Origin of the sequence: Thalassolituus pacificus (assembly GCF_025318105.1) — a bacterium.
GTDB lineage: Bacteria > Pseudomonadota > Gammaproteobacteria > Pseudomonadales > Oceanobacteraceae > Venatoribacter > Venatoribacter pacificus.
On sequence record NZ_JAOANI010000028.1, the window covers coordinates 124,536 to 149,095 of the forward strand.

The window sequence follows — 24,560 nt, forward strand, 5'->3', positions numbered from 1 at the left end:
TCCACAACCTGACGAAGAGTAACTTATGATCCCGATTACCCGACCGGTCGCATCGACCCGTATCGCAGTAGGCCTGATGGCCTTCGCTGCTGTGAGTGCCATGTTATCGGCACCCGCCAGCGCCGATGCTCTGCAACAGCAGGCTCAGGCTGTTTTTGGCTCAGGAGAGGCGCCGCAATTGCAGTCCTCAGAAGCGGAGGCCGCTCTGGGAAGGGTGTTATTTTTCGATACGCGTATCGGTCGTGATGGCACCAACTGTGGTACCTGCCATGAACAGAGTAAAGGCGGTGCCGACGGACGCAAAACCGCGCTGGGAGCATTTGGCCGCCAAGGTAAACGCAATACACCGACCATTGTCGATATTGTGCCGCAGATCAGTATGCACTGGACCGGCGACCGCGAATCTCTGGCTGATCAGGCGATCCGTTCGCTGACTGCGCCACCGGCCTATGCCCATGCTTCGGCCGATGAAGCGCTGGCGGTGATTAAAGCCCTGCCAGACCTGAATGAACGCTTTAATGCGCTGTACGACGACGGCGTAACCGCTGCCAACTGGGGTAAAGCCCTGAGCGCTTACCAGGAGCATCTGGTGACAACCTCTGCTTTTGACCGTTATCTGCAGGGGGATGTGCAGGCTCTGAATGCAGCGCAAAAACAGGGGCTGAAAACCTTTATTAATACCGGCTGTGCAGGCTGCCACAATGGGCGCTTACTGGGCGGAACTTCTTACCAGAAATTTGGCATCGTGGCCGACTACACGCTGTATACCGGTTCTCAGGAAGACATTGGCCGTATGGCATTTACTGGCAAAGAAAGTGATCGCCGGGTCTTTAAAGTGCCGCCATTGCGTCATGCCGCTCAGACGGCGCCGTATTTTCATGACGGCTCGGTCGCCGAGCTGAAGGATGCGGTTGATATTATGGCCAAGGTACAGCTGGGACGAACACTGAGTGCTGATGATAATCAGGCGATTCAGACGTTCCTGCAGGCGGTTACCGCGCCTATGCCGGCGGCACTGCAGCGGCCGTAACCGGCACCGAACAACAGACAATAAAAAGCCCTGCAAATGCAGGGCTTTTTATTGTTCCTCAACCGTTTAGCTCACAGAGCGAGTGAATCAGAACGGGATGTCATCATCAAAATCGTCAAAGCTGTTGCTTGGCTGTGGTGCATGCTGTGGCTGCTGTACAGGAGCCTGGGCAGGCTGCTGATAACCACCTTGGTAGGCTGGCTGTTGCGGAGCCTGTTGTGGTGCTTGTTGCGGAGCATGTTGTGGCGCTTGTTGCGGAGCATGCTGTGGCGCTTGTTGCGGAGCATGCTGTGGAGCTTGCTGATAACCGCGCGGAGCCTGAGCAGCTGCCATCGGAGCTTGTTGTGGCGCCGCCTGTGGCGCTTGTTGATAACCCTGGGGTGCGCTCATCGGCTGACCCATCGGCTGTGATGGCGCAGAGTAAGAACCCATGTTGTCGCCACGGCCATCCAGCATCATCATATCGTTGGCGATGATTTCGGTGGTGTAGCGCTTAACGCCGTCTTTTTCCCACTCACGGGTGCGCAGCTTACCTTCGAAATAGGCTTTTGAGCCCTTTTTCAGGTACTGCTGGATGATTTCCGCCAGCTTGCCGTACACGGTAATACGGTGCCATTCGGTCGACTCTACTTTCTGACCGGTTTGTTTGTCGTTGTAGCTTTCGTCGGTGGCCAGTGTCAGATTGGCCACGGCGTTGCCATTCGGCATATAACGAACTTCAGGGTCACGACCCAGAGTACCAATGAGTGTCACTTTGTTAACGCTGCGACCCATGCTCTTCTCCTGTGGAATGAATGATGGCTAATGCCTGTGTTCGATCAAAGGCATCAGCACTGACTTTTAAATAGATTGCGCCTTCACTGGCAAGCAGACTGACTTCCGAGACTCCGGCCAGTGCCATCAGTTGTGCAAGTTGTTGTTCGCTGCAGCCATCCGCGCTGTCCAGACGCACACTGGTCAGGTGCTGTGGGGCGGAAGACTGTGTCATAAGCAGCGCCCAAAGTATCACTAATGCCCCCAGTCCGACAAATAATGCACTGCTGCCATACTGACTCATCAGCCAGCCGCCAAGGCTGCCGCCGGCAAATGCGCCGAGGAACTGCATGCTGGAATAAATGCCCATAGCGCTGCCTTTTGCTCCGGCCGGAGCAATCTTGCTCAGCCAGGACGGCAGGCTGGCTTCCATCAGATTGAAGCCCCAGAAGTACAGCAGCATCAGCACCACCCAATGCCACATTTCAGAAGCGGCTGACATACCAAACAGGCTAATGGCGATAACGCTGGCACCGATGATTACTACGCTTTTCATCTTGCGGCGTTTTTCGGCAATGATGATAAACGGCACCATCAGTACAAACGCACTGAGCAGTACCGGCAAATACAACCAGCTGTGATGCTCAGCCGGCAAATCCAGTTTGAGCAATTGGCCGGGAATGGCGATGAAAATGGCCACCATCAAGGCATGCAGCAGAAATATTCCCAGGTTAAGAGGCCACAACTGGGTATTACGCAGCTGAATACCGACTTCGCTCAATACCGCTGATGCATCACGGTGGGGCAGTGCTGGTGGGGTTGGAATAATAAACAGCGTCACCAGAATACCCAGCAGGGCGAGTACGCCGGTCAGACCAAAAATAAGACTCAGGCCACCCATACCAGCAAGCCAGGGGCCAAGAACCAGCGCCACCGAGAATGACAAACCAATGCTGGCACCGATGGAAGCCATAGCCTTCATGCGGTTTTCTTCGCGGGTCAGGTCGGTCACCAGCGCCATAATGGCACTGGCAATGGCTCCACCACCTTGTAGTGCCCGGCCAAGAATTACGCCGTAAACGCTGTCGGCACTGGCGGCGATCAGGCTGCCAAGGGCAAAAATCAGCAGGCCACCGATAATAATAGGTTTGCGGCCAAAGCGGTCAGACAGCGTACCGGCGGGTATCTGCAAGAGTGCCTGCGTCAGGCCGTAGACACCCATGGCCAGGCCGAGCAGCTGCGGTGTGGCACCGTCCAGCTTCTGGCCTTCAATCATCATCACTGGCAGCACCATAAACAGCCCGAGCATGCGCAGGGCATAGAGTGACGCAAGAGAGACAACCGCGCGTTGTTCGGCGGCGGACACTCCGCTTTGTACTGTTTCAGGAGGGGTAGAACTCGACATACTCACAGGTATTCCGGTTGGCACAGCTAAAAAGTGCGCCAGTTTAACAGCAATGCCGTCTGTGGATTAAGTCTTAAGCGTGGTTATCTGTTGATTGATTGTTTTCTGCCAGCTTCTTTATTGGTACTAAGGTTCCTTAAAAAGCAGTAGGTCAATCCGTAAAACTACGAAAAAAAGTCATGCTCAAGTGGCAATTTGCAGCGGATTGCGTACACTCTTAGCACTGGTTTCGGAAGACCGGTTACGGATCACCCACTGGCATAAAGGAGTTATGTTATGGATCGTCAGACAAGTCTCCCTGGTCGTCGCATTATCTTGTTCGGCCAACAAAATCTGCAGAATTCCATCCTCATTGGTTACATTCATCAGCGTACCAACATCGACTGCCAGTTGGTCAGCGTGCCGGAATGGCGTGAAGACTGGAATCGCTATCCCTGTAAAACACTGGTTCTGGTTGATGCCGAGTGTGCTCGTCCGGAGAAGTTGCATGATCTGCTGGAACAGGTGTACGAACAGCCGGTGGATATAAAAGTGGCTTTTTTCAATACCCCGCATAATCATCCGGTCGAGCGCCTGATGGCCTGGCCGATGGTGAATGGCCTGTTCTATCGCGAATGCTCACAGCAGCAACTGAGCAAAGGTATTGTGGGTCTGTTTGAAGGGGAATACTGGCTGCCACGCCAGTTAGTGGGGCAGTATCTTGAGCGCACCCGCCACAAGCCACGTAAAATGAACACCACGACCACGGTACTGACCAAGCGCGAGAAGCAGATTCTGCGGTTAACCGCGACTGGCGCGACCAATATCGAGATTGCGGACAAGCTCAACGTCAGTATGCACACGGTTAAAACCCATATTTACAACCTGTTCAAAAAGATCGGTGCGGGCAACCGTATTCAGGCGGTGAACTGGGCTAAAGAATATATGGAAGACCTGTTGCACGAATCAGTTGAATAAGCGGCTGAACCCAACCTCTGCATGCACTACAATGGCGGCTTTTCTCTGATGTGATGAGTCGTCTATGGATAAGATTCAGGTGAGAGGGGCCCGTACCCACAATCTCAAAAATATCGATATCGATATTCCCCGCGACAAGCTGGTCGTTATTACGGGGCTGAGTGGCTCGGGCAAATCCTCTTTGGCATTTGATACGCTCTATGCGGAAGGACAGCGCCGTTACGTTGAATCCCTGTCGACTTATGCCCGTCAGTTCCTGTCGATGATGGAAAAGCCGGATGTTGATCTGATTGAAGGTCTGTCACCGGCGATTTCTATTGAACAGAAGTCCACTTCCCATAACCCGCGTTCCACTGTGGGTACTGTTACCGAAATTTATGACTACCTGCGTTTGCTGTTTGCCCGCGTAGGCATTCCCCGCTGTCCTGAACATGATGTTGCGCTTGAAGCGCAAACCGTCAGCCAGATGGTCGACAGCATTATGGATCTTCCGGACGACAGTAAGCACATGATTCTGGCTCCGGTGGTGCGTGACCGCAAAGGTGAGCATCTGCATGTGTTTGACAGTCTGCGCTCGCAAGGATTTATCCGTGTGCGGGTGAATGGTCTGGTATGCGACCTTGATGACACGCCAGAGTTGGACAAGCGTCGCAAGCACAGCGTCGAAGTCGTCGTCGATCGCTTTAAAGTGAAGGAAGGTATTGAACAGCGTTTGTCAGAGTCGCTGGAAACCTGCCTGGAACTGAGCGGCGGACTGGCACTGGTTGCCTCTATGGACGACGACAAGGCTGAACCATTACTGTTCTCTTCTCAGTTCTCCTGCCCGCACTGTGGTTACAGCTTGTCGGAACTTGAGCCGCGTCTGTTTTCTTTTAACAACCCGGCCGGTGCCTGTACCAGCTGTGATGGCCTGGGGGTAAAACAATATTTTGACCCTGATCTGGTTGTGCATGATCAGAACCTGAGTATTGGCGAAGGCGCGATCCGGGGTTGGGACCGCCGCAGTATTTACTATTATCAGATGCTCAGTTCAGTCGCCGAACATTATGGCTTCGATATTGAGAAAAATTTTGGCAAATTAAGCGTCAAACAACGTGACGTGCTGCTCTACGGCAGTGGCGATGAAGCGGTGAATTTTAATTACGTTAATTCCCGTGGCGACCAGATTATTAAAGCGCATCCTTTTGAAGGTGTGCTGCCTAACCTTGAACGCCGTTACCGCGAAACCGATTCGCAGATGGTACGCGAAGAACTGAGCAAATATCTCAGTGTGCAGCCATGCCCATCCTGTGAAGGCTCGCGCTTACGGATTGAAGCGCGCAATGTGTTTGTGGGCGATAAAACCATTCACGCCTGTACGGCGATGCCGGTTGAACAGGCATTTGATTATTTCACCGAGCTGCACCTTGCTGGTCACCGTGGTGAGATCGCCGAAAAAATTCTGAAAGAAATCCGCGAACGTCTGCGCTTTCTGGTTAACGTCGGACTCGAATACCTGACGCTGAACCGCAGCTCGGATACTTTGTCCGGTGGTGAGGCACAACGTATCCGTCTGGCCTCACAAATTGGTGCGGGTCTGGTCGGGGTTATGTATATCCTCGATGAACCGTCGATCGGTTTGCATCAGCGTGACAATGATCGCTTGCTGCAAACCCTGTTTCACTTACGTGATCTGGGTAACACCGTGCTGGTGGTCGAACACGATGAAGATGCTATCCGCAGTGCCGATTATTTAATTGATATCGGTCCGGGCGCGGGTGTGCATGGTGGTGAGATTATTGCTCAGGGAACGCCAGAGCAGGTTTTTGCGAATCCGAACTCGATTACCGGACAATTTTTGTCTGGCAAACGATCCATCCATATTCCGGAAGTGCGCACGCCTTACGATCAGGATAAAGTCCTGCAGTTAAAAGGCGCGCGTGGCAATAACCTGAATAATGTCGATCTGACCATTCCGCTGGGACTGATGACCTGCGTGACTGGTGTATCCGGCTCCGGTAAATCGACTCTGATTAACCGTACATTATTCCCGCTGGCTTCGACTGCACTGAATGGTGCCACGACCCTGAAAGCGGCTGAATACGATTCTATCGTTGGCCTCAAGCAGCTGGATAAAGTCGTCGATATTGATCAGAGTCCGATTGGACGCACACCGCGTTCCAACCCGGCCACCTATACCGGTATTTTTACACCGGTACGGGAATTATTTGCCGGCACTCAGGAATCCCGTTCACGCGGATACAAAGCCGGACGCTTTTCTTTTAACGTCAAAGGCGGACGCTGTGAAGCCTGTCAGGGTGACGGTGTTATCAAAGTGGAAATGCACTTTCTCGCCGATATTTATGTGCCCTGTGATATCTGTAAAGGTAAGCGTTATAACCGCGAAACTCTGGATATCCGTTATAAAGGCAAAAATATTCACGAAGTGCTGGATATGACGGTTGAAGATGCGCGTGAGTTCTTCGATGCGATTCCGGCCGTGGCACGTAAATTACAGACGCTGATGGACGTTGGTCTGAGTTATATCCGTCTTGGACAGGCGGCAACCACGTTATCCGGTGGTGAAGCCCAGCGGGTGAAACTGGCGAAAGAATTGTCGAAACGGGATACCGGAAAAACGCTGTATATTCTTGATGAGCCAACCACGGGTCTGCATTTTCACGATATTGAGCAATTACTGGCGGTGCTTCACCGTTTGCGCGACGACGGTAATACCGTCGTGGTGATTGAGCATAATCTGGATGTGATTAAAACCGCCGACTGGATTGTCGATCTTGGCCCCGAAGGTGGCTCCAAAGGAGGGTATATTATCGCTGAAGGCACACCGGAAGACGTGGTGAAAAACAAAGCCTCGCATACCGGTCATTTTCTTAAAGCGTTGCTTAAACCACGTAAATAATGAGTGAAGAGCATCTGCAAAAACGCCGGCACTGTGAGCAGTGCCAGCGTCCGCTGTCGGTGTGCTTGTGTCTATACCTGAAACAACTGCACAGTCCGCTACAGCTGATTATCTGGCAGGACCCGACGGAAGCACGACATCCTTTGTCGACAGCGCCATTACTGCATAAAAGTATTGCCGGCAGCCGTCTGGTTGTTGCCGATACGCTTCAGCCTCAGGATATTCTGCCGTCAGATGATCTGACGACAACGGCGTTGCTGTATCCTTTTACACATAAACCGCCGCTGACCGATACCGCACGTGGTGATATTAAACAATTGCTGATACTGGATGGAACCTGGCGTAAAGTCCGGCGTTTATTGCATTTAAATCCCTGGTTGAATGACTTGCCACATATCGCACTGAATCCTGCCGAGCCCAGCCGTTATGCCATTCGTTCTTCACGGCAGCGGGGTGGCTTATCGACCATTGAAGCAGGCGTTGCGGCACTGGAATGGCTGGACCCTGTAAACGAGTATGAACCTTTGTTGCAGGTGTTGAATAAAATGGTCGAAATTCAACAGGGCTTTGGTCATAAGGGTTGACCGCATGTTGAGACGATATGAAAACGCAGGAAAATAAAAAGGCGCCGAAGCGCCTTTTTAGTGTCTTAAATTCTCAGCAAAATCAGAATTTAAAGACAACCTTAACGGAACCATCGACCACCGAGGCATCGACATAACCGATCAGGTTAGGATTTTTAGCGACCAGGTCTTTGACTTCAGCATCCGAACCAGATTCTTTTGGCGGCGTACCTTTACCGGTAAAAATCAGGCGTGACCAGTAGGCTTTCAGCTGACTGGAGCTTTTGCCCAACACTTTATCGTTAAAGGCTTCACGACTGGCAGCCCCCTCTGTCTGATCGACCGGGATTGCCTGACTGCCATCGGGAAAGTTTGATGTCTTGCCCAGAAATACCCGTGAAATGGTATCTTGATCCAACGCCGCATTGGCATTGGATGCACTGACAATCACGGCGACTTCAGCGTGAACCAAAGAGCCAATCAGCAGAGTCAGGCCAATCGCAATTTTGGAGATTGATTTAAATAATTTCATGGTCTCTCTCCTCAAAATACCAGGTCAACAGCGACAGAATACAGCATGCCGGATTCGCCGGGAGCACCCAGGTAAGTATCTTCGTCCTGATACTGAGCTTCAACTTTGAAAGCGGTACTGGTGTCATAATCAAAACGCGCACCTAATGTGATGCTGCTTTCTTTACCTTCCAGATTTTTCTGAATCTGACCAACGGTGCCGGATTCCAAGTCATCGCTTTGATTGGAGTAGGTCAGGTGGATGGTCGTATCATCAAAACGTTTGGCTGCACTCACCATATAACCGGTGTCATCATTAAAAATGGCTGTTTCATGATTCAGTGCGGTCCATTCGGCAATAAAAAACATATCGCCGTTATCGTAAGTGACCGCTGCTTCATAGAAGCTGGTGGTTTCACCGTCCGGAACGAATTTATCGCCGACGCCTGCTCCGGTTGCCGCAGTGATAAGGCCATCAAGCGCTCCCGTTTTGGTTCCCAGCTCAGGCATATACATATCTGCCTGGTGATAGCTCAGGCGGGCACCAAAATCGCCTTGTGTCAGGTTCAGAACCACACCGGTAAAGTTGCGCAGCTCAATGTTGTATGTTTCGTCGACGGGGGTGAAGTCATCACTGAAACGACCGTAATAGAACTGCACCGAACCATCAACAGACCCGGTGCTGAAGCGTTGGGTAAAGTCGACACCATTGATGGATGAGAATGTATCCAGGCGGTACACCTCACCGGATGGTCGAATCCAGTTATAGGCATAACCGACTTCCAGGAAGTCGGAATAATAGAAGAATGGCGTACGCAGACGACCAAAGCGAACATCTAAGTCTTCGGTGGCGGCGTAGGTAATGTAAGCCCATGCAGCTTCGGTGTTGTAATCTTCGGTTCCGCGTGAAACCAGCTGCGCGGTGGCAGACGTTGTGTCGTTTACCTGCTTACTGATCTGCAGACCGACAATGGTGTCGTTGCTGAACGACGCATTGTCATCATAATTACCAATGTGCACATCGGTATTTGATAAAACACTGGCTCCGACGCTGACAAAGCCATTGATATTTAAATCGTCAGAAAAAGCAGCGGGGCTGCAGGCCAGCAGCACAGCAGCTGCCAGACCAGATTTACGAAGAACCATGGATGTATCCTCTACAGTTGGTTATCACAAATAACCTTAGTAGAGGTATTGAATAGTTCAAATTGGCAGAGTTTTTATTTTTATGCTTTTGGACGTGTATTTATTATCAGGCACTTTCTGTCATGGCTGTGATGTGTTTTATCTGGCGTTTAATTAACAGCTGATTTTTTTCAGCCAGGCTGTTCAGCCAGTAGCTGGCTTGCTCGCGCCCGTGTAAATCAGACACCAGTGGCCCTTCTTCCCAGGCAATACCGGCATCCTGAGGAATGTGGTTGAGCAGGGCATGGCTGACCAGCAGGCGTCGTTCTTCACCATTGGTCGCCAGATGCGAAGCCCAGTGCACGGTATCGCCGATCAGGCTGCACTGCACTTGTTCGTCATCGCTCAATGGCGCCATCAAAACCGGGCCCCAGTGAGCGGCGACGCGGAATTCGATCGGCAGTGTTTTACGGTCGTGATCACGCAGGTGATCGATCAGGCCGAGGAATAATTGGGCCGCATAAAGACAGTGTAAGGCTTCGTGTTCGTGGCCGGATTGCGGATCGCGTGACATACCGAACAGCATCACAACGCCATCGCCCAGGTAGCGATCCAGTTTGCCGTTGTAGAGTTTGGCGGCATGCGACAGAAGACGGTGATACTGGTTCAGTGTTTGGCCCAGTTGTTCGGCACTGAGGCGACTTTGCAGTACTTCCAGATCCTGAATCTCAATAAAGAGCAAGGCGCAGTCATGGTAGCGCAGCAACTCACCCGTGGCTGGCGACGCAGAAATAAAGCGGCCGAGCGCATCCTGCATGGCGCGCTGTTGTTGTTCTCGCAACGCTATTTTATTCAGCGTGCTGTGCAGTTGCTGTAAATCGGACAAGTAAGGTGGCGGTGGCAGATGTAACAGGTCTTTGCCTTCCTGCCAGTTGTGCAGACGCAGTTGCAGTTGGCGCAGGTAATTCAGGTAGTGCTCACTCAGCTGGTAAACCACCAGTGCCGCAAGCAATGCCGCCAGCGCGCTGGCAATCAGGCCCAGTGCCAGATAACGGCGTGCGGTTTGACTGGCGCTGCTGAAATTGATATCGGCGCGCAGTAAGCCGATGGATAAGTTGTCCTGAGTGACCGGTTGGCTCAGCTCAATGCTGTCAGGTGCCGGGCGGCCGCTTTCGGCGATGACCTGCTGATTGGCATTGAGCACCCGAATGGCGTCGATTTCCGGTCCTTTACTCCAGTCGCTGAGCGTCAGGCTGATGCTGATGCGATCCTGACGCAGCAGGCTGGGAGCCAGAGCAACGGTCAGACGCTGCAGTTGGCGCTGGGCATCCTGGCGTAACTTGGCGGACAGCTGAGTTTCAAGGTGGGTGTAAGTCAGACTGCTGATCAGCAGGCCTGTCAGTAAAATCAGAAAGGCTGCGAGCAGGCCGCAAATTTGACTTGTATTCAACTTTTGCCCAATCAGGCTGGCGATCCGCATCACATTACTCAAACAAACGAAGATTTCCTCAACATTGGTGGTATTATATGCGCCGCCTGCGGTAACGCTAGGGCGAAACGGCAATACTTGGCACTCTTATGAGGCTGTGGATGAACAATCCGGATTTGCTGTAAACCGAATTTATAATTTTGATGAATGGGGATTCACCATGAGCGACGTGAAACAGTCTCTGCAAGATAAGCTGCAACAACTGGAAAAAGGTCTGTACCTGATGAGCGTTGACCGCATACGCGCGCTGTCTGTGCATGAAACCGTTGACCTGATCGAAGAGTTGCGCGCGGTTGTGGCGGCTGCCAAAGCTGACGCCGGCAAACTGTAATTGCATCAAACCGATCTGCCTGCAGGTGTAGCATCCGTGACTGAATTGGTTCTAATCCGCGTGACTGGGGCCGATAAGCCCGGGTTAACCTCAAGCATCAGCGCCATTCTGGCGCAATATGATGTCACCATTCTTGATATTGGCCAGGCCGAAATCCACGATACCTTGTCGCTGGGTATTTTGGCCGCCATTCCTTCCCGTGCCGAATCGGGACCAGTATTGAAAGACGTACTGTTCAAAGCTCACGAGCTGGGTTTGTCCGTGCGTTTTACCCCGGTAACTCCTGAAAGTTATGAGCATTGGGTGCATGGGCAGGGCAAACCCCGGCACATTATTACCTTGCTCGCACGGGCGATTGAGGCTGATGCCATTTCACGCATCACCGCGATTGTCGCCGAGCATGGTCTGAATATTGACCAGATCAACCGTCTGTCCGGACGTGTGCCTCTGGTTCAGACCGAGCAGAATACCCGTGCCTGCGTCGAGTTCTCCGTCCGTGGCGAGGCTGAGCAAAGCGTTATGCGCGCGCAATTCCTGCAGGTGGCTAACGAGCTGGGTGTGGATATTGCGTTTCAGGAAGACGATGTTTATCGCCGTACCCGTCGCTTAGTCTGCTTCGATATGGATTCAACCCTGATTGAAGCCGAAGTGATTGACGAGCTGGCCCGTGCCGCCGGTGTTGGTGAGCAAGTGGCGGAAATCACTGAACGCGCCATGCAGGGCGAGCTGGACTTTATCCAGAGCTTTGAACAGCGCGTCGCATTGCTTAAAGGACTGAGCGGTGATGTGCTGCAAGGCATTGCGGAGCAACTGCCGGTAACAGAGGGGGCTGAGCGTCTGATCCGTAACCTGAAAGCACTGGGTTATAAAACTGCCATTCTGTCGGGTGGTTTTAATTACTTTGGCCGCTATTTGCAGGAAAAACTGGGCATCGATTATGTGTATGCGAATGAACTGGAAATGGAAGATGGCATCGTTACCGGGCGTGTCACCGGGCGTGTTGTTGATGGTCAGCGTAAGGCTGAGCTACTGCGTGAACTGGCAGAAAAAGAAGGCATTCGTCTGGAGCAAACCATCGCGGTTGGTGATGGCGCGAATGATTTGCCGATGCTGAGTATTGCCGGTCTGGGCATTGCCTTCCGCGCCAAACCTTTGGTGCGTGAAAATGCTAAAAATGCCATTTCTACCCTGGGACTGGATGGCATTCTGTATCTTCTGGGGTACCGCGATCGCGATATTCTCGAATAAGTCTGCAGACTGTACTCACAAAAAAGCCCGGTTCAGTATTGTGGTACTGCCGGGCTTTTTTGTGTCTGTCAGAGAGGGCTATTCATCATTTTCGTCATTGAAGTTGTAGCTCATCGCGGTCTGTGGAGGCTGCACATAGTAGCCCTGAATAAAGTGAACCCCCAGCTGCCAGAGTGAAGCAACAGAGTTTGCGCTTTCAACCAATGGCACAATGGTGCGTTTTTCTTCTTCATGCAGACCTTCAAGCAGGGCTTTCAGGTGTTTTTGCGCTTCCGGATTCTGCCCCAGTTCCTGAGTGAAGGAACCATCCACTTTGACGTAATCAACCGCCAGGTGTTTTAAGGTCTGCATCGGATTCAGCGCACAGCCGAAGCGGCTGAGCGCGGCCGGAATGCCTTTTTCCATCAGCGAGTGGCTGAACTGCTGCGTTTGTTTCAGCAAGCGGCTGGCATCTTCTTCATTGAACTGGAAAATAACCGAGCCTTTAGGGAGTTTGGCGGCATTAATGGCGACGCCAATCCAGCCGGGCAGGGTATCGTCGGTTAAGGAAGCGGCCGATAAGTTAATGAACATGCGGGTGTTATGACCCTTCGCCCGGTGTTCGCCGAGTAATTTCGTGGTATGCAGAATAACCCAGCGATCGATTTTGCGTTTCAGGTCATCGCTGATTTCAGCGCTGTTCAGGAAATCACCGCCAGACAGTTCATCACCATTGGGCTGATGCAGACGTAACAGCGTCTCGTAGTGTTCGGTTTCTTCACCACGCAGGCTGATCATCGGCTGGAATAACAGACGGAAGCTGTTGTTACGGATTGCATCGGTCAGTGTTTGCTGCAGATTGCTCGCCTGCTGTGGCTCATCTACTTCTTTTGGCAGATAGAGATGAACACCGTTGCCGCGCTCATGGCCGGCTTGTTTGCGTACATCATCAGAGGCGTGATGAGATTGCTGCAGAATATCTTCCGGGCGGGAGCTGTTTTCGGTGATCAGCGACAGGCCAATACTGGCGGTTACGGTCACTGTGCGGTTGCCAATATCAATCAGCAGATGCTCGATTTTATCGCGCAGGCGTTCACCAAACTGCAGTGCCGATTCCGCATCTGCGCCCATGCGCATACAGGTAAAAATATCCTCACCAATACGCGCCAGAATATCTTTGTCGTTGATCTGCCCTTTGAGGCAATTACCGATTTCGCTGATGACGGTGTCGGCATTACTGATGCCGATTTCACTTTTGATTTTGCCGAAGTGATCGATATTGATATACAACACCGCGCCTTTGGCGCCTTTCAGTACGGCACGGTCGACGGCTTCTTCCAGTCGGGCGTTGAAGTAAGGTTTGTTGTACAGGCCTGTCATCAGATCGCGGCTGCTGATTTCTTTCAGCTTGGCTTCCAGTTCGCTGTTATCGGCATTGGTGCGGATAACCACCTGGGTGCAGCGCTCATCAGCGTACGTTGCGGCAGAAAAGGTCATCAGCATCGGGAAGGTGTTGCCTTTGTCGCTGATGCCTGTGGTCTTAAGCTCCTGACTGCTGTTTTGCTCAGCATGATAGGTTTTCAGAAAGCTTTTAAAGTTGGCCTGACCTGAGCTGTCGACCATATCCATAATCGGCATGCCTTCCAGCTCTTCAACCGAGGCGTAGCCAAAGAGTTCAAGATAGGCCTGGTTGGCATATACGTGCATGCCATCGTGAATATAAGCCACCGCATCTTTTGAGCTTTCGAGCAGATTCTGGCAGCGTTTCTCGGCGTCACGGATGCGCACTTCAAGCGTGCGCAGCTCACGGCGGGAGCGCAGATGGCGCAGTTCGCGCTGGATCACCATCAACAACAGATTGCTTTCATCAATAGGAACAACGGTGCAGGCGCCGCGCTTGATGGCCGCTTCCATGATCATGGCATCGACTTCTTCGGCGATCAGAATGACGGGCAGGTCTTTGTTCAGACGTTTGATCTGTTTCAGCAGATCGTCATAACCGATGCCATTGACGTCTGGTTGGGCGACGAGAAGATCCCAGGATTTTTCCTGCAGTTGTTCGTTCAGGTCTGCCAGCGAGGTAATCTGGTGCGCACGGGTGGCGCTGCCGGAATTACGCATCAGGCTCACCAGACTTTCGGCATCATTCTGGGTTTCTGTGAGCAACAACAGATGCAATGTGTCCCGACTTGTCGACATGCCAACCTCTGGTAAATAAAAAGCGATTATAGAGCCCGTCTGCGAAAAAAAAATGACCAGGAGTGACAAAACAGTCAGTGGGGCGTTACAAAATGATCAGATGCGGGATATCTGATCAGAGTTTGTTCCAGATGGAGTCGAAATCGTCTTCGCCTAATCCCGGCGTCTGCTGCATTCCGGATGATTGGGGCTGACTGGTTGCACCGGCACCGCGGAACTGGAATTGACTGAAACTACTGGTCGATGTCAGCCGTTTGGTCAGCTGGTAACGTCCCTGAATCTCAGGATACATTAATTCCACTTTATTGCCTGTACGAAATGGAATGCGGGGCAGCAGTAATGTGGCCGGCTGCGCGATGGCCTTGATGGCCGGTAACAGCAGTGCCCGCATAAAAGGGCCATTGCTGCCGGTTTTCTGCAGCAAGCGCGCGGCGCCGACTTCGGCTTTCGGGGCCAGTAACTCTACCCCCAGTTGTGTGCCCTGATCGCGCAGATGACGGATCCAGCGGATAACACCGATCGACCAGTGTTTGACTCCGCGTTCCTGAATGCCCAGTAATTCACCGGCCTGAATACTGGCCGGTACATCGCCACTCCAGTGTATACAGTAACCGCCGGGGCTGGTGTTGATCAGGTTGACCTGATGCGCCGGATATTTCGTGGTTTCTTCTTCGCTGTCTTGATCCTGAGCTTTGTGCTTGTTGATGAATTCAATAGCATCAATATTCATTGCGGCATTTTCGGCAATACGTGCGCCGCCGGCATCAAACGCATTGGCCCAGACATCGCCTTCGCTGCTGGCTTTGCCTACATCAACACTGCGCTCACTACTTTCGCCTTCCAGCGTTTTGGGCTTAACCGAGGCCAGTGTTTTTTCAAAATCCTGCTGACCACCACTGTAATAATGCGTGGCCGAAAGGCCAATGCAAATGCGCAGCTGACCTTCGGTCTGGGCGCGGCGGAAAGAGCGTTGCCAGTGGATACCCCAGGATTGAATGGCATGGGACAGCAAATTGTCGCTGAGTTTCCCCGGTACGGTAATCTGGTGAGCGCCATTAGGGTTGGCGGCCCAATGTTTAAGAGCCTGCACCAGTTTGGCGGTGTTCAGACTGCGGAATAATGGTTTTTGCGCATCGCGCAAATGCTGACGATACTGCCCCGGACGGTCACGATGCAGGTTAATAATAAACAGTGCACTTTCGTCATCGGCGGCAGACAGCGATGCAAATTCGGCCCACAGTTCGCTGGCATCGTAGAGCTGAGCCAGATCTTGCTGACGCAGATTGTTCGGTTTGGCAGTGCCCAGCAGGTGAGCGCGGATATACACATCCTGAATGGTGGATGTGGATAAAAAACGTGTCTGACGATCGCTGACTTTAAAGGTCAGCAGCTTGTGCATTTCAGCCAGAAGATACAGTTGATTCACTTCCAGCCACGCGTGTTCCGGCGGCTGACAATAAAGCTGAAAGGCACGTAATATGGTTTGGTTGGTATCCGATATCGCCCGGTGGATGGCCAGTGTCACAATTTTTGAGGGCTTATCAGCCGGTGCTACACGGCTGATGCTGTGTGCAACAACCATCTTATAGCCGGTAGCCAGATGCCCTTGCATCGCCTGGCTGAGGTTTGCGATTTTGAGCTGCTTATCGTTCAGTGAGATCGACGATTGCAGAAAATGTTTGTTCAACAGCGTGCAGATGGAATAGATATACGGGCGCACCACTTCCAGCACTTTAAAGCGCAACAGCGGGTCGGTATTCCATTGATTCAGTTCACGGATGGCCTGATACAATTGGCGTGCAGCTTCACCGGTGTTGGCCATCGGTAATTCTTTGGCCCACTGGGTGACACCCTCAACATTACCCGCACAAAAGGATGGCTGCGCGAGAGGCGTTGTCGGTATGTGCAGTTTGATCGGCGTTTTCGGGCTTTCCATGCAATCCTGCTGTTGATTAAGCCAATGTTTCTTCATCCGGCGGATTTTTGCCGAACCTCACACACAGTATAGCGACTTTGCCGTAAGTGCATGTGATTCATAGCAAAAGCCTACTTCCTTATAGGCAATATCCGTTTACCTGTCGAGGTTGATTGGTGACTTGTTCGCTTTGCCAGCCTCCTCGCGAACCAGGCGCGGAACCAGATAACCAGGCAGTTCAGCAAGCAGTTGCCGGTACAGAAAAACGGCTTCCTGTTCGCTGACGTCGAAGTGGTGAGCTCCCCGGACGGAATCGAGCAGGTGAAGGTAATAAGGCAGCACTCCAAATTCAAACAACCGTTCGCTTAAATCAGACAGAATACCGAGGTTATTGTTCACTTTTCTCAGTAATACCGCTTGGTTCAGCAATGTGGTGCCACTCTGACGCAGAGCCTGCAACGGCTGGCGGTGAGCCTCGCTTAATTCATTGGGATGGTTGATATGCACAACGATGCTGGTCTGCAGGCGGCTGTTGTGCAGCATCTCTTGCAGGGCGGTTGTCAGACGTTGCGGGATCACCACCGGCAGGCGCGTATGAATGCGCAGACGACGGACATGGGGGATGTCTTCGATCAGATGAATCAGCTCCTGCAGTGCCTCATCCTGTAACAACAAAGGATCGCCACCGCTGAGAATGACTTCACTGATACCGGCATCGGCGGCAACGTAAGCCAGAGCTTCGGCCCATTGCTTACGGCCGATGCGATTGTCCGCGTAGGCAAAATGACGGCGGAAACAATAGCGGCAGTTGACCGCACAGCCTGCGGTGGCGAGCAGCAAAATACGGCCGCGATATTTATGAATGATACCGGGCTGAATGTTGGTGTCTTTTTCGGCCAGAGGATCGGTGATGTAGCCGGGCCGATGTTCATTTTCTGTCGCCTGAGGTAATACCTGCAGCAGCAGCGGGTCGTCCGCATCGCCAGGCAGCATTTGCGCAGCATAGGGGCGTGGCACCAGCATGCTGAACTCGTCGCAGGCCTGCAGGCGTTGCGGCAGCTCTGATAGTGGCAAATTGAGGTATTCCAGCAGTGCTTGTGGGCGGCGGAATGACTGCGCCAGAATCTGCTGCCAGTCTTCGGCCTCAACAGCGGCGGCAGATCGCGTTATGATAGGCAACTTGATATGAATTCCTAAGAAGCGATTAATTTAGAACGGGTTATTACATGGCGAATTATTCTACCAACGAATTTAAATCAGGTCTTAAAGTCATGTTCGATGGCGAGCCCTGTTCCATTCTGGATAACGATTACGTTAAACCGGGTAAAGGTCAGGCGTTTAACCGCGTTAAGCTGCGCAACCTGCGCAACGGCCGGGTAGTGGAAAAAACCTTCAAGTCGGGAGATTCACTGGAAGGTGCGGATGTTATGGAGCTCGATATGGAGTATCTCTATAACGATGGTGAGTTCTGGCATTTTATGGCGACCGATGGCTCTTTCGAGCAGCATGCGGCATCGCAGGAAGCGCTGGGCGATACCGTTAAGTGGCTGAAAGAGCAGGAAATTTACACCATCACGCTGTTTAACGGCGCGGTACTGACGGTGGCTCCGCCAAACTTTGTTGAACTGGAAGTGGTAGAAACCGATCCGGGTCTGAAAGGCGATACGGCTCAGGGCGGGAATAAACCGGCGACGCTGACCACCGGTGCGGTGGTGAAGGTGCCGCTGTTCATTAATATTGGCGACAAGCTGCGTATCGACACCCGCAGCGGTGATTACGTCAGCCGCGCCTGATTCCTTCAGCGCAGCACCCGGGAGCTTGGCGGCTCCCTTTTTTATGCCCGTCCGGGCGCGATCACAGGAATGTTATGAACTGGCAACCCTCCGCAGATATTCAGGCTTTACGTGCGCGTGCGCGGCTGAATCAGCAAATCCGGCAGTTTTTTGCCCAGCGCAATGTACTCGAAGTGGAAACGCCGGTGCTCGCGGCGGCTCCCGTGTCTGATCCTAATATCGAACCCATGTGCACCACCGAACAGCGCTGGCTGCATACCTCGCCGGAGTACGCAATGAAGCGTCTGTTGTGTGCAGGCAGTGGCGATATTTTTCAGATTGCCCGGGTGTTTCGCCGCGGCGAAGCCGGGCGGCGCCATAACCCGGAATTCAGCATGCTGGAATGGTACAGGGTGGGCTTTGATCACCGTCGGCTGATGGATGAAGTTGCAGAGCTTGTTACGCGGCTATTATCAGCCCGTTACCCGCAACTGCCACGGCTTAACCTGAGCTATGACGAGGCCATGAAAGGTTACGCCGGGCTGGACGTTCATTCTGCCAGTGATGAGCAGATTGCTTTGCTGGGCCAGCAACTGGCAGGACAGGATCTGCAGCTGAGCCGCGACGGGTGGCTGGATGTGATTATGAGCCATCAGGTTGAGCCATCCCTGCCGGCCGATACGCTGGTATTTATCGATGGGTTTCCGGCTTCACAGGCGGCGCTGGCTAAGGTAGCCGCCAATGCCGAAGGCATTCCGGTTGCGCAGCGGTTTGAGTTGTATTTTAACGGCGCAGAACTGGCCAATGGTTATCATGAGCTGACCGATGCGGATGAGCAGCGCCGACGCTTTACGCGGGAAGCGGACGGGCGTCCGGTCGATGAATATCTGCTGGCGGCGCTGGAGTACGGCCTGCCGGAATGTGCCGGCGTGGCGATGGGGCTGGATCGTTTACTGATGATTATTCAGAACACCGGCAACATTGCCGATGTGTTGAGTTTTGACTGGCTGCGGGCCTGAATCAGGCGACCGATAACGCCGTCTTACCGGCTTTCAGGTTCAGTTGCATTTGTTGGCCTGCGGTGTGGACAAAACCAAAGCGCGACAGCTGCTGCTGTGCCTGCTGGCTGATATCGGTCAGCAGTACGGTGATTTTCCCCCAGCCGGCTTGCCGGGCCTGAGTGATCGCTGCGTGTAACAGCGTGCTGGCTGCACCCTGATTACGGTAGGACGGTTGTACGACGATTTCATTCAGCTGCATGATGGCTGGCTGCTCACTGCCGGGGTTGGTGCTGCTCATGGTCAGCATGGCGATGATTTCGTCCTGATGACGGATGCAGAGCACGTGCGCGTGTTCTTTGGCCAGCAGCAGATTACCCAGCCGTCGTACCTGTTGATGACGACGCCCGAAAAAGTCCCCTTCCACTGGTTCCAGCATGGCTGCCAGATCACAGAGGGCGGAAATATCAGAAGTTGAAGCCGTGTCGATATACATCGTGTATTCCGTCGTTAGCGTAATTCATAAACTGATCAATGAGGCAACAGCTTACCCCTCAGGCGGGCGGGCTGCCCAGATTATTATTGATAAAAGAGTGGGCATTGTTGCCGTTAGTCATGATAACGCGCAGATCTGCGTAAAGCGGTGTTGAACTTCGCACTTTGTCCAATTGGGCCTGGGTGGCGTGCGCAGTGTGAGGAGAGAGCAGAGAAGGGCAGCGTATGCAGAACACTGCCCGGTAATCATCAGGCTTCTTTGTTACGGCTGAACAGTTTGCGTCCCAGTGCGGCCAGGCCGAGCACGATAAAAATGCCGAACTTCTTCAGAAATACCAGCGCCAGAGCGAGAAAGCCGGTCTTGGCCAGTACTTTGCCGGTAATCAGGGCCCCCAGACCGTAGGCGGCGACTTTATCCATGTCAGGGTTGAAGTCAGAGTAGGTTGATCCCTGATCGAATTCAGCGATATTCAATACGGTACTCAGATTGCTTTCGATGGTGCTCAGCTGATCAACACCGGCAATAAAGTTGAGCACCAGAACCCCTTTTCGGCCCAGAACGCGGATGTTGTAATTCAGGGTGTGCAGCTCCTCGTCGCCAAAGCGTAATTCTTTGGCCCAGTGCAGTTTTTTAGCATTGGAGTCGTAATAGGGTGAGGCGGCCCAACCAATCAGCTCAATCGGCTCGTAGCCCATGGATACGCGTTCTTTACTGGCCGTGCGGATGTCTTCTTTCATCTGTTGCAGTAATTCGCGGTAATCAATATCGGCGGCGTCTTCATCCGAAACGTAGCCTTCTTCTTCATATTCGATGGTAACGGCCCAGGCATTGTCATCAAACGGTGTCTGATCGGCAGGAAACAGCATGCCGAGGACATTCTGGCCCGGCATATTGCCCCAGACATCAACCAGTACGCGCTCGCTGTCATTGCCGTCGAGGAAGTAAAAGTCCTGCGGTACATGCAGGGTGGCACCGGCTTCGGCCAGTGGAATATCACCGCTCTGGCGGTTGAGAGAATTCCAGAATTGCTGGGCAGTCATGCCGCCTTCTTCTTCTGCACAAGGGGAGAAAGACAGGCACAACAGGGTAAAAGCGGAGAGCAAACGATTGAACATCGTATTTCCTTACACGGAGATAAATAAACGTCAGAAGGTCCATTTCAGCGGCGGAAAAAAACGCGGCGGGAAGGGCTTATGCCATCATTCAGGCAATGTAAGGAATTGTCAGGGCACTCCGGGTTTTATGCAACCCGGAGTTGACTGAAATATCAATCAGCCTTGGCGATGGCTTCGCCCATGCGCAGCGGAGAGTCCGCTTTCAGCTGATCGAGCCAGTCGATTTTGTCTTTACCGAAACAGAGCACAACGGTAGAACCCAGCAGGAAGCGGCCCATTTCTTCACCCTTTTGCAGGGTAATGGGTTGTGGATTGCTGAAGTCCGTTACTTTTAACTCTCGCTTCGGCGGAGTGATCAATCCGGCCCAGACGGTTTCAATGGCGGCCACAATCATGGCACCAACCAGGACCATGGCCATCGGGCCCTGTTCCGTATCAAAAATAGCCACCAGACGCTCATTACGGGCAAACAGGCGCGGCACATTTTCGGCGGTGGTTTTGTTAACTGAGAACAAATCGCCCGGCACATAAATCACTTCACGCAGGGTACCGGTTACTGGCATATGCACACGGTGATAATCCTTTGGCGACAGGTAAATAGTCGCAAATTCGCCGCCCATAAAAGGCTCGGCGCGCTGAGTGTCACCACCGAGCAACTCAATCAGCGAGTAATCCTGACCTTTGGCCTGAAAAATACGGCCGTTTTCAATCGGCCCCAGTTGAGATACGGCGCCATCGGCCGGTGACACGATTACATCGTCGCCGCTGGCGAGGGGGCGAGCGCCGTCTTCGAGTTCGCGGGTGAAAAAGTCATTAAAACAGCGGAATTCTTCAGCCGTTTTACGCTGTGCTTCCTTCATATTTACATCGTACTGATCGATAAACGTACGGATCAGTGGATTCTTGATCCACGACGTTTCACAACTGGCCAGCCAGCCAACGGCACGGGATAACAGGTGCTGTGGCAACAGGTACTGGGCGCCGATAAAAGCTTGTTCTTTAAATGACATGGGATTCCTCAGGGTTGGCTGCCAGTGGTGACAGGAGTGGCCGGGTCATTGCCCCATTCAGACCAGGAGCCGGCATAGCCTTTGATGTTCAGGCCAAGAATTTTTCCGACCAGATAGGTAAAGCCGGAGCGATGATGAGTCTGGCAGTGGGTGGCGATTTCTTTGCTGTTGTCGATACCCATATCAGACAGTAACTGACGGAAACCGTTCAGCTCGTTGATGCGCAGGCCGCGGGCTTTATCCATACCCAGCGTCCATTCGTAGTTCACCGCGCCGGGGATATGCCCGCCACGTTGTGAAATCACTTTTTCACCACAGTATTCAGCCGCTGAGCGGGCGTCCCAGATGGCGAAATCCGGCTGACCGAGACGTTCAATAATCTGCTCTTTATCCAGTGCAAATTCATGGTGCAGCGTGCCGACCCGGTAGTCCGATGGTTGTACTTTGTATTCACCACTTTCGGTTGGCAGGCCGGCGTCGCGCCAGGCAACGATGCCGCCGTTCAGATAGGAATAGTGCGGGTGGCCGATCATATCCAGCACCCAGATCAGGCGTCCGGCCCAGCCTCCGCCTTCATCGTCGGAGCAAATAACATGGGTATCCGGGGTCAGCCCCAGTGCGCTGAAAACCTCGGACAGCTGCTCAACCGGTGGTAACTTGCCGGGTACCGGCTGGCCGCTGCACTGCAGACGCTTGAAATCCAGATGTACAGCACCGGGAATATGCTGCTGCAGGTAATCGTCATACTTTGCCTGCTCAACAATCAGAACGCTGCCCTGAGCGGCTGTCAGCGGTAATTGCGCCGCCAGCGCTTCCGGTTCCAGCAACAGAGGAAAATCTGCCATGGAAAACTCCGCCAGTATCGATAATAAAGGCGAGAGTTTATCCAAGCTGAGGGCGGATGTCAGGCGTGGTGTACTCTGCGGTTATGAGCGGCCGGGTTTTCCTGCTGCACGACGCTCTTTGGCAGCTCTTTTTTCCGTATTCGCGCGCAGGGCCGCCAGGCTTTGACTGGTAACCTGGCAGAGGTTTTTAAAGCCAATATATTCCGCCGTTGACAGGTTTGGCTGATGTTCAGCGGCGAACCCCATCACCAGCCCGATTGGGGCTGCGCCGGCATCAATCGACATCATCATGGTTTGCTGTGGAATTAACTCGCTGGTGGCGGCTGGCAGATGTTGCAGGAAACGTTGGCGGTTTTCAGCGGTGAGCAGCAGGCTGGCTTGTTTTTCCAGCAGTTTGTTAAATAAAGACGGTTTACGCATGTCGACAACAAAGCGGCGCATCGGTGCCTGTTCGCTCATGCCCTCGACGTAAAACACTTTCAGCTGGGTTTTATCTTTGTTCAGCAAGGCAATGCAGGCGCTGGCCAGACCGATGCCTTCGCATACACCCTTCAGCATTCCACGCATGAGATAGTGCCAATCGCCGAAGCTGTCGGGTTCCTGTTGCAACTGGCGCAGCAGTTTCTTCATATATTTTTCGTCGAGGTGGCGTTCGTTGCTTTCTTCTACCACGGGCGCGCGTGCGCGGTGAGGCGCTTTTTCAGGGGTAGTGCTGGCGGGTGCCTGGGCGGCGGCTTCAATCCAGGGATATTCCTGAATTGCCGGTTGCGGGCTGAGCAACAGCTGCAGGCCGGTTGCGATACCGTCGTGCTGTTGGTGAGTGGTCGCGACCTGTAGCTGGCGCAATTCAGGCTGCAGCATGGGTTCAGGCTTGCCCAACCAGTGGCTGACCAGTGCCTGCCAGCGTTTGCTGCGACGACTGTCGGGGGCAATGTGCCAATGCCAGGCCAGGCTGTTGGCCATCAGGCTGATCATGGCGGGCTGCTGACAGTGGTGTATCAATGGGCGCTGATTGTCCAGATCGCGGGGGTCATGGTGCCGCAATACCCGCCACTCTGCCGGGGTTGGCCAGTTCTTTTTCTGAAAAACGGCTGTTGCCATCACGGGCAGATACAGCGCGTTGTTAAGCTTGTGAATGGACGACAGGGTGTGATCAAAAATCAGGCGACTGGCCTTGGCCAGCTCCGTACCATTGGTCAGCAGATGCAACCAATTCTGCGCGGGTTGATAATGCAGCAGAGCCAGCCACAGCGGAGCGGAAGTCAGCGTCGCACTCCAGCGGGCATAGTTTACCGAGGGATTACCTTTAACCGTGGCCCATTCGGCAGCCAGGTTTCCGGCCAGCTGGGCCGTCAGCAGCGCGCGCCGATACAGCTGCTGTCTGCTGTCTTCCGTGTCGGCGCTGACGACGGGCAGGTTTTTGATCAGCCTGACCAGTTCCTGCATGCCTAGTAATGACAGACAGCTGGCAGCGCCGGATATCTGCTCATTACAACCGGGGTGGCGTTCAACGCTCAGCCGCAGTAAATGCAGACACAGCGCCGGATCCCGCTCAATAGAGCCGGCCAGATCTTCAAAGCTGACGCTGCGGTTATGCATTTGCTGGCGAATACGCTGCCGCGATTCCTCAAGAATCGGAAAATCGTGGCAGGCCGCGAGCGTTTGCCAGAGCTCAGCGGGTGGTTTTGCTATCGATAAGTGTGTCATGACCCGGTTTGTGTAACAGCCATTTGTAGCCTTTACTTAACTATAGGAGCCTCTGAATAAACCTGCACAGCTCTGCGCGAGTATTTCCGGGCTGCAGAGCAAGGCGGCGAATGAAGATAATGGCGAGCCCTTTTTAAATTCGTCAACACCGCTGTGTGGCCCGGAAAACCGCGCCCGGCGGGGATAGCAGGAAAGCCCCGACTCTGTGTCGCCG

The 24,560-nt window shown here is 53.1% G+C and carries 21 protein-coding genes; 8 read left to right on the forward strand and 13 right to left on the reverse strand.

All coding sequences use genetic code 11. The features are described 5' to 3' along the window. Nucleotides 1-25: 25 nt before the first annotated feature. Nucleotides 26-1,030 (forward strand): cytochrome-c peroxidase, encoded by a 1,005-nt coding sequence (locus NYR02_RS15205; RefSeq protein WP_260977205.1) that lies wholly within the window; start codon nt 26-28, stop codon nt 1,028-1,030. A gap of 87 nt (nt 1,031-1,117) precedes the next feature. Here the strand turns inward: NYR02_RS15205 and ssb are convergent, their stop codons facing one another. Both ssb and NYR02_RS15215 read right to left on the reverse strand, forming a co-directional pair. Then, nucleotides 1,118-1,804, reverse strand: a complete 687-nt coding sequence (ssb, locus tag NYR02_RS15210) for a single-stranded DNA-binding protein (protein ID WP_260977206.1) — start codon at nt 1,802-1,804, stop codon at nt 1,118-1,120. Then, nucleotides 1,788-3,188: an MFS transporter gene (locus tag NYR02_RS15215; RefSeq protein ID WP_260977207.1), complete on the reverse strand. Its 1,401-nt coding sequence runs from the start codon at nt 3,186-3,188 to the stop codon at nt 1,788-1,790. The genes ssb and NYR02_RS15215 overlap by 17 nt, the downstream gene beginning before the upstream one ends. A 276-nt stretch (nt 3,189-3,464) precedes the next feature. On the opposite strand from NYR02_RS15215, the gene NYR02_RS15220 reads away from it, so the two are divergent. The 3 genes from NYR02_RS15220 (at nt 3,465) to NYR02_RS15230 (ending at nt 7,628) form a co-directional block, all read left to right on the forward strand. Then, nucleotides 3,465-4,145 (forward strand): LuxR C-terminal-related transcriptional regulator, encoded by a 681-nt coding sequence (locus NYR02_RS15220; RefSeq protein ID WP_260977208.1) that lies wholly within the window; start codon nt 3,465-3,467, stop codon nt 4,143-4,145. Nucleotides 4,146-4,209: 64 nt separating this feature from the next. Further along, nucleotides 4,210-7,044 (forward strand): excinuclease ABC subunit UvrA, encoded by a 2,835-nt coding sequence (uvrA, locus tag NYR02_RS15225; RefSeq protein WP_260977209.1) that lies wholly within the window; start codon nt 4,210-4,212, stop codon nt 7,042-7,044. Then, on the forward strand, nt 7,044-7,628 hold the full coding sequence (locus tag NYR02_RS15230) for a tRNA-uridine aminocarboxypropyltransferase (RefSeq protein WP_260977210.1): 585 nt from the start codon (nt 7,044-7,046) through the stop codon (nt 7,626-7,628). Before uvrA ends, NYR02_RS15230 begins: the two co-directional genes overlap by 1 nt. A gap of 82 nt (nt 7,629-7,710) precedes the next feature. Here NYR02_RS15230 and NYR02_RS15235 read toward each other — a convergent pair whose 3' ends face one another. From NYR02_RS15235 to NYR02_RS15245, 3 genes are all read right to left on the reverse strand, one after another. Further along, on the reverse strand, nt 7,711-8,139 hold the full coding sequence (locus NYR02_RS15235; protein WP_260977211.1) for a type 2 periplasmic-binding domain-containing protein: 429 nt from the start codon (nt 8,137-8,139) through the stop codon (nt 7,711-7,713). A gap of 11 nt (nt 8,140-8,150) precedes the next feature. Beyond that, nucleotides 8,151-9,263, reverse strand: coding sequence for a hypothetical protein (locus NYR02_RS15240; protein WP_260977212.1), 1,113 nt, complete (start codon nt 9,261-9,263; stop codon nt 8,151-8,153). Nucleotides 9,264-9,369: 106 nt separating this feature from the next. Continuing rightward, on the reverse strand, nt 9,370-10,692 hold the full coding sequence (locus tag NYR02_RS15245; protein WP_260977213.1) for an adenylate/guanylate cyclase domain-containing protein: 1,323 nt from the start codon (nt 10,690-10,692) through the stop codon (nt 9,370-9,372). Between the two features lie 199 nt (nt 10,693-10,891). On the opposite strand from NYR02_RS15245, the gene NYR02_RS15250 reads away from it, so the two are divergent. Continuing rightward, nucleotides 10,892-11,062, forward strand: coding sequence for a hypothetical protein (locus NYR02_RS15250; protein WP_260977214.1), 171 nt, complete (start codon nt 10,892-10,894; stop codon nt 11,060-11,062). Nucleotides 11,063-11,098: 36 nt separating this feature from the next. Next, nucleotides 11,099-12,310, forward strand: a complete 1,212-nt coding sequence (gene serB, locus NYR02_RS15255) for a phosphoserine phosphatase SerB (protein ID WP_260977215.1) — start codon at nt 11,099-11,101, stop codon at nt 12,308-12,310. Between the two features lie 78 nt (nt 12,311-12,388). Here serB and NYR02_RS15260 read toward each other — a convergent pair whose 3' ends face one another. From NYR02_RS15260 to epmB, 3 genes are all read right to left on the reverse strand, one after another. Further along, on the reverse strand, nt 12,389-14,488 hold the full coding sequence (locus NYR02_RS15260; RefSeq protein WP_260977216.1) for an EAL domain-containing response regulator: 2,100 nt from the start codon (nt 14,486-14,488) through the stop codon (nt 12,389-12,391). Nucleotides 14,489-14,603: 115 nt separating this feature from the next. Continuing rightward, nucleotides 14,604-16,424: a GTPase gene (locus tag NYR02_RS15265; protein WP_260977217.1), complete on the reverse strand. Its 1,821-nt coding sequence runs from the start codon at nt 16,422-16,424 to the stop codon at nt 14,604-14,606. A gap of 135 nt (nt 16,425-16,559) precedes the next feature. Then, entirely contained in the window at nt 16,560-17,582 is a 1,023-nt protein-coding gene (epmB, locus tag NYR02_RS15270) for an EF-P beta-lysylation protein EpmB (RefSeq protein ID WP_260977218.1), read from the reverse strand. A gap of 47 nt (nt 17,583-17,629) precedes the next feature. Between epmB and efp the strand changes: the two genes are divergently transcribed. Continuing rightward, nucleotides 17,630-18,196, forward strand: a complete 567-nt coding sequence (gene efp, locus NYR02_RS15275; protein ID WP_260977219.1) for an elongation factor P — start codon at nt 17,630-17,632, stop codon at nt 18,194-18,196. Nucleotides 18,197-18,270: 74 nt separating this feature from the next. Next, nucleotides 18,271-19,194 carry an EF-P lysine aminoacylase EpmA gene (gene epmA, locus NYR02_RS15280; protein WP_260977220.1) on the forward strand — a complete coding sequence of 308 codons (924 nt, stop codon included), beginning with the start codon at nt 18,271-18,273 and terminating at the stop codon, nt 19,192-19,194. A gap of 1 nt (nt 19,195) precedes the next feature. Here the strand turns inward: epmA and NYR02_RS15285 are convergent, their stop codons facing one another. From NYR02_RS15285 to NYR02_RS15305, 5 genes are all read right to left on the reverse strand, one after another. Further along, nucleotides 19,196-19,669 carry a GNAT family N-acetyltransferase gene (locus tag NYR02_RS15285; protein ID WP_260977221.1) on the reverse strand — a complete coding sequence of 158 codons (474 nt, stop codon included), beginning with the start codon at nt 19,667-19,669 and terminating at the stop codon, nt 19,196-19,198. Between the two features lie 248 nt (nt 19,670-19,917). Beyond that, complete coding sequence (locus tag NYR02_RS15290; RefSeq protein WP_260977222.1) at nt 19,918-20,784, reverse strand: DUF2167 domain-containing protein; 867 nt, start codon at nt 20,782-20,784, stop codon at nt 19,918-19,920. A 152-nt stretch (nt 20,785-20,936) separates the two neighbouring features. Next, nucleotides 20,937-21,794 (reverse strand): archaetidylserine decarboxylase, encoded by an 858-nt coding sequence (gene asd / locus NYR02_RS15295; RefSeq protein WP_260977223.1) that lies wholly within the window; start codon nt 21,792-21,794, stop codon nt 20,937-20,939. An 8-nt stretch (nt 21,795-21,802) separates the two neighbouring features. Continuing rightward, a complete protein-coding gene (locus NYR02_RS15300) occupies nt 21,803-22,639 on the reverse strand; it encodes a sulfurtransferase (protein WP_270049642.1) in 837 nt (278 codons plus the stop codon). 81 nt (nt 22,640-22,720) lie between these two features. Beyond that, a complete protein-coding gene (locus tag NYR02_RS15305; protein ID WP_260977224.1) occupies nt 22,721-24,346 on the reverse strand; it encodes an HDOD domain-containing protein in 1,626 nt (541 codons plus the stop codon). Nucleotides 24,347-24,560: the final 214 nt, after the last annotated feature.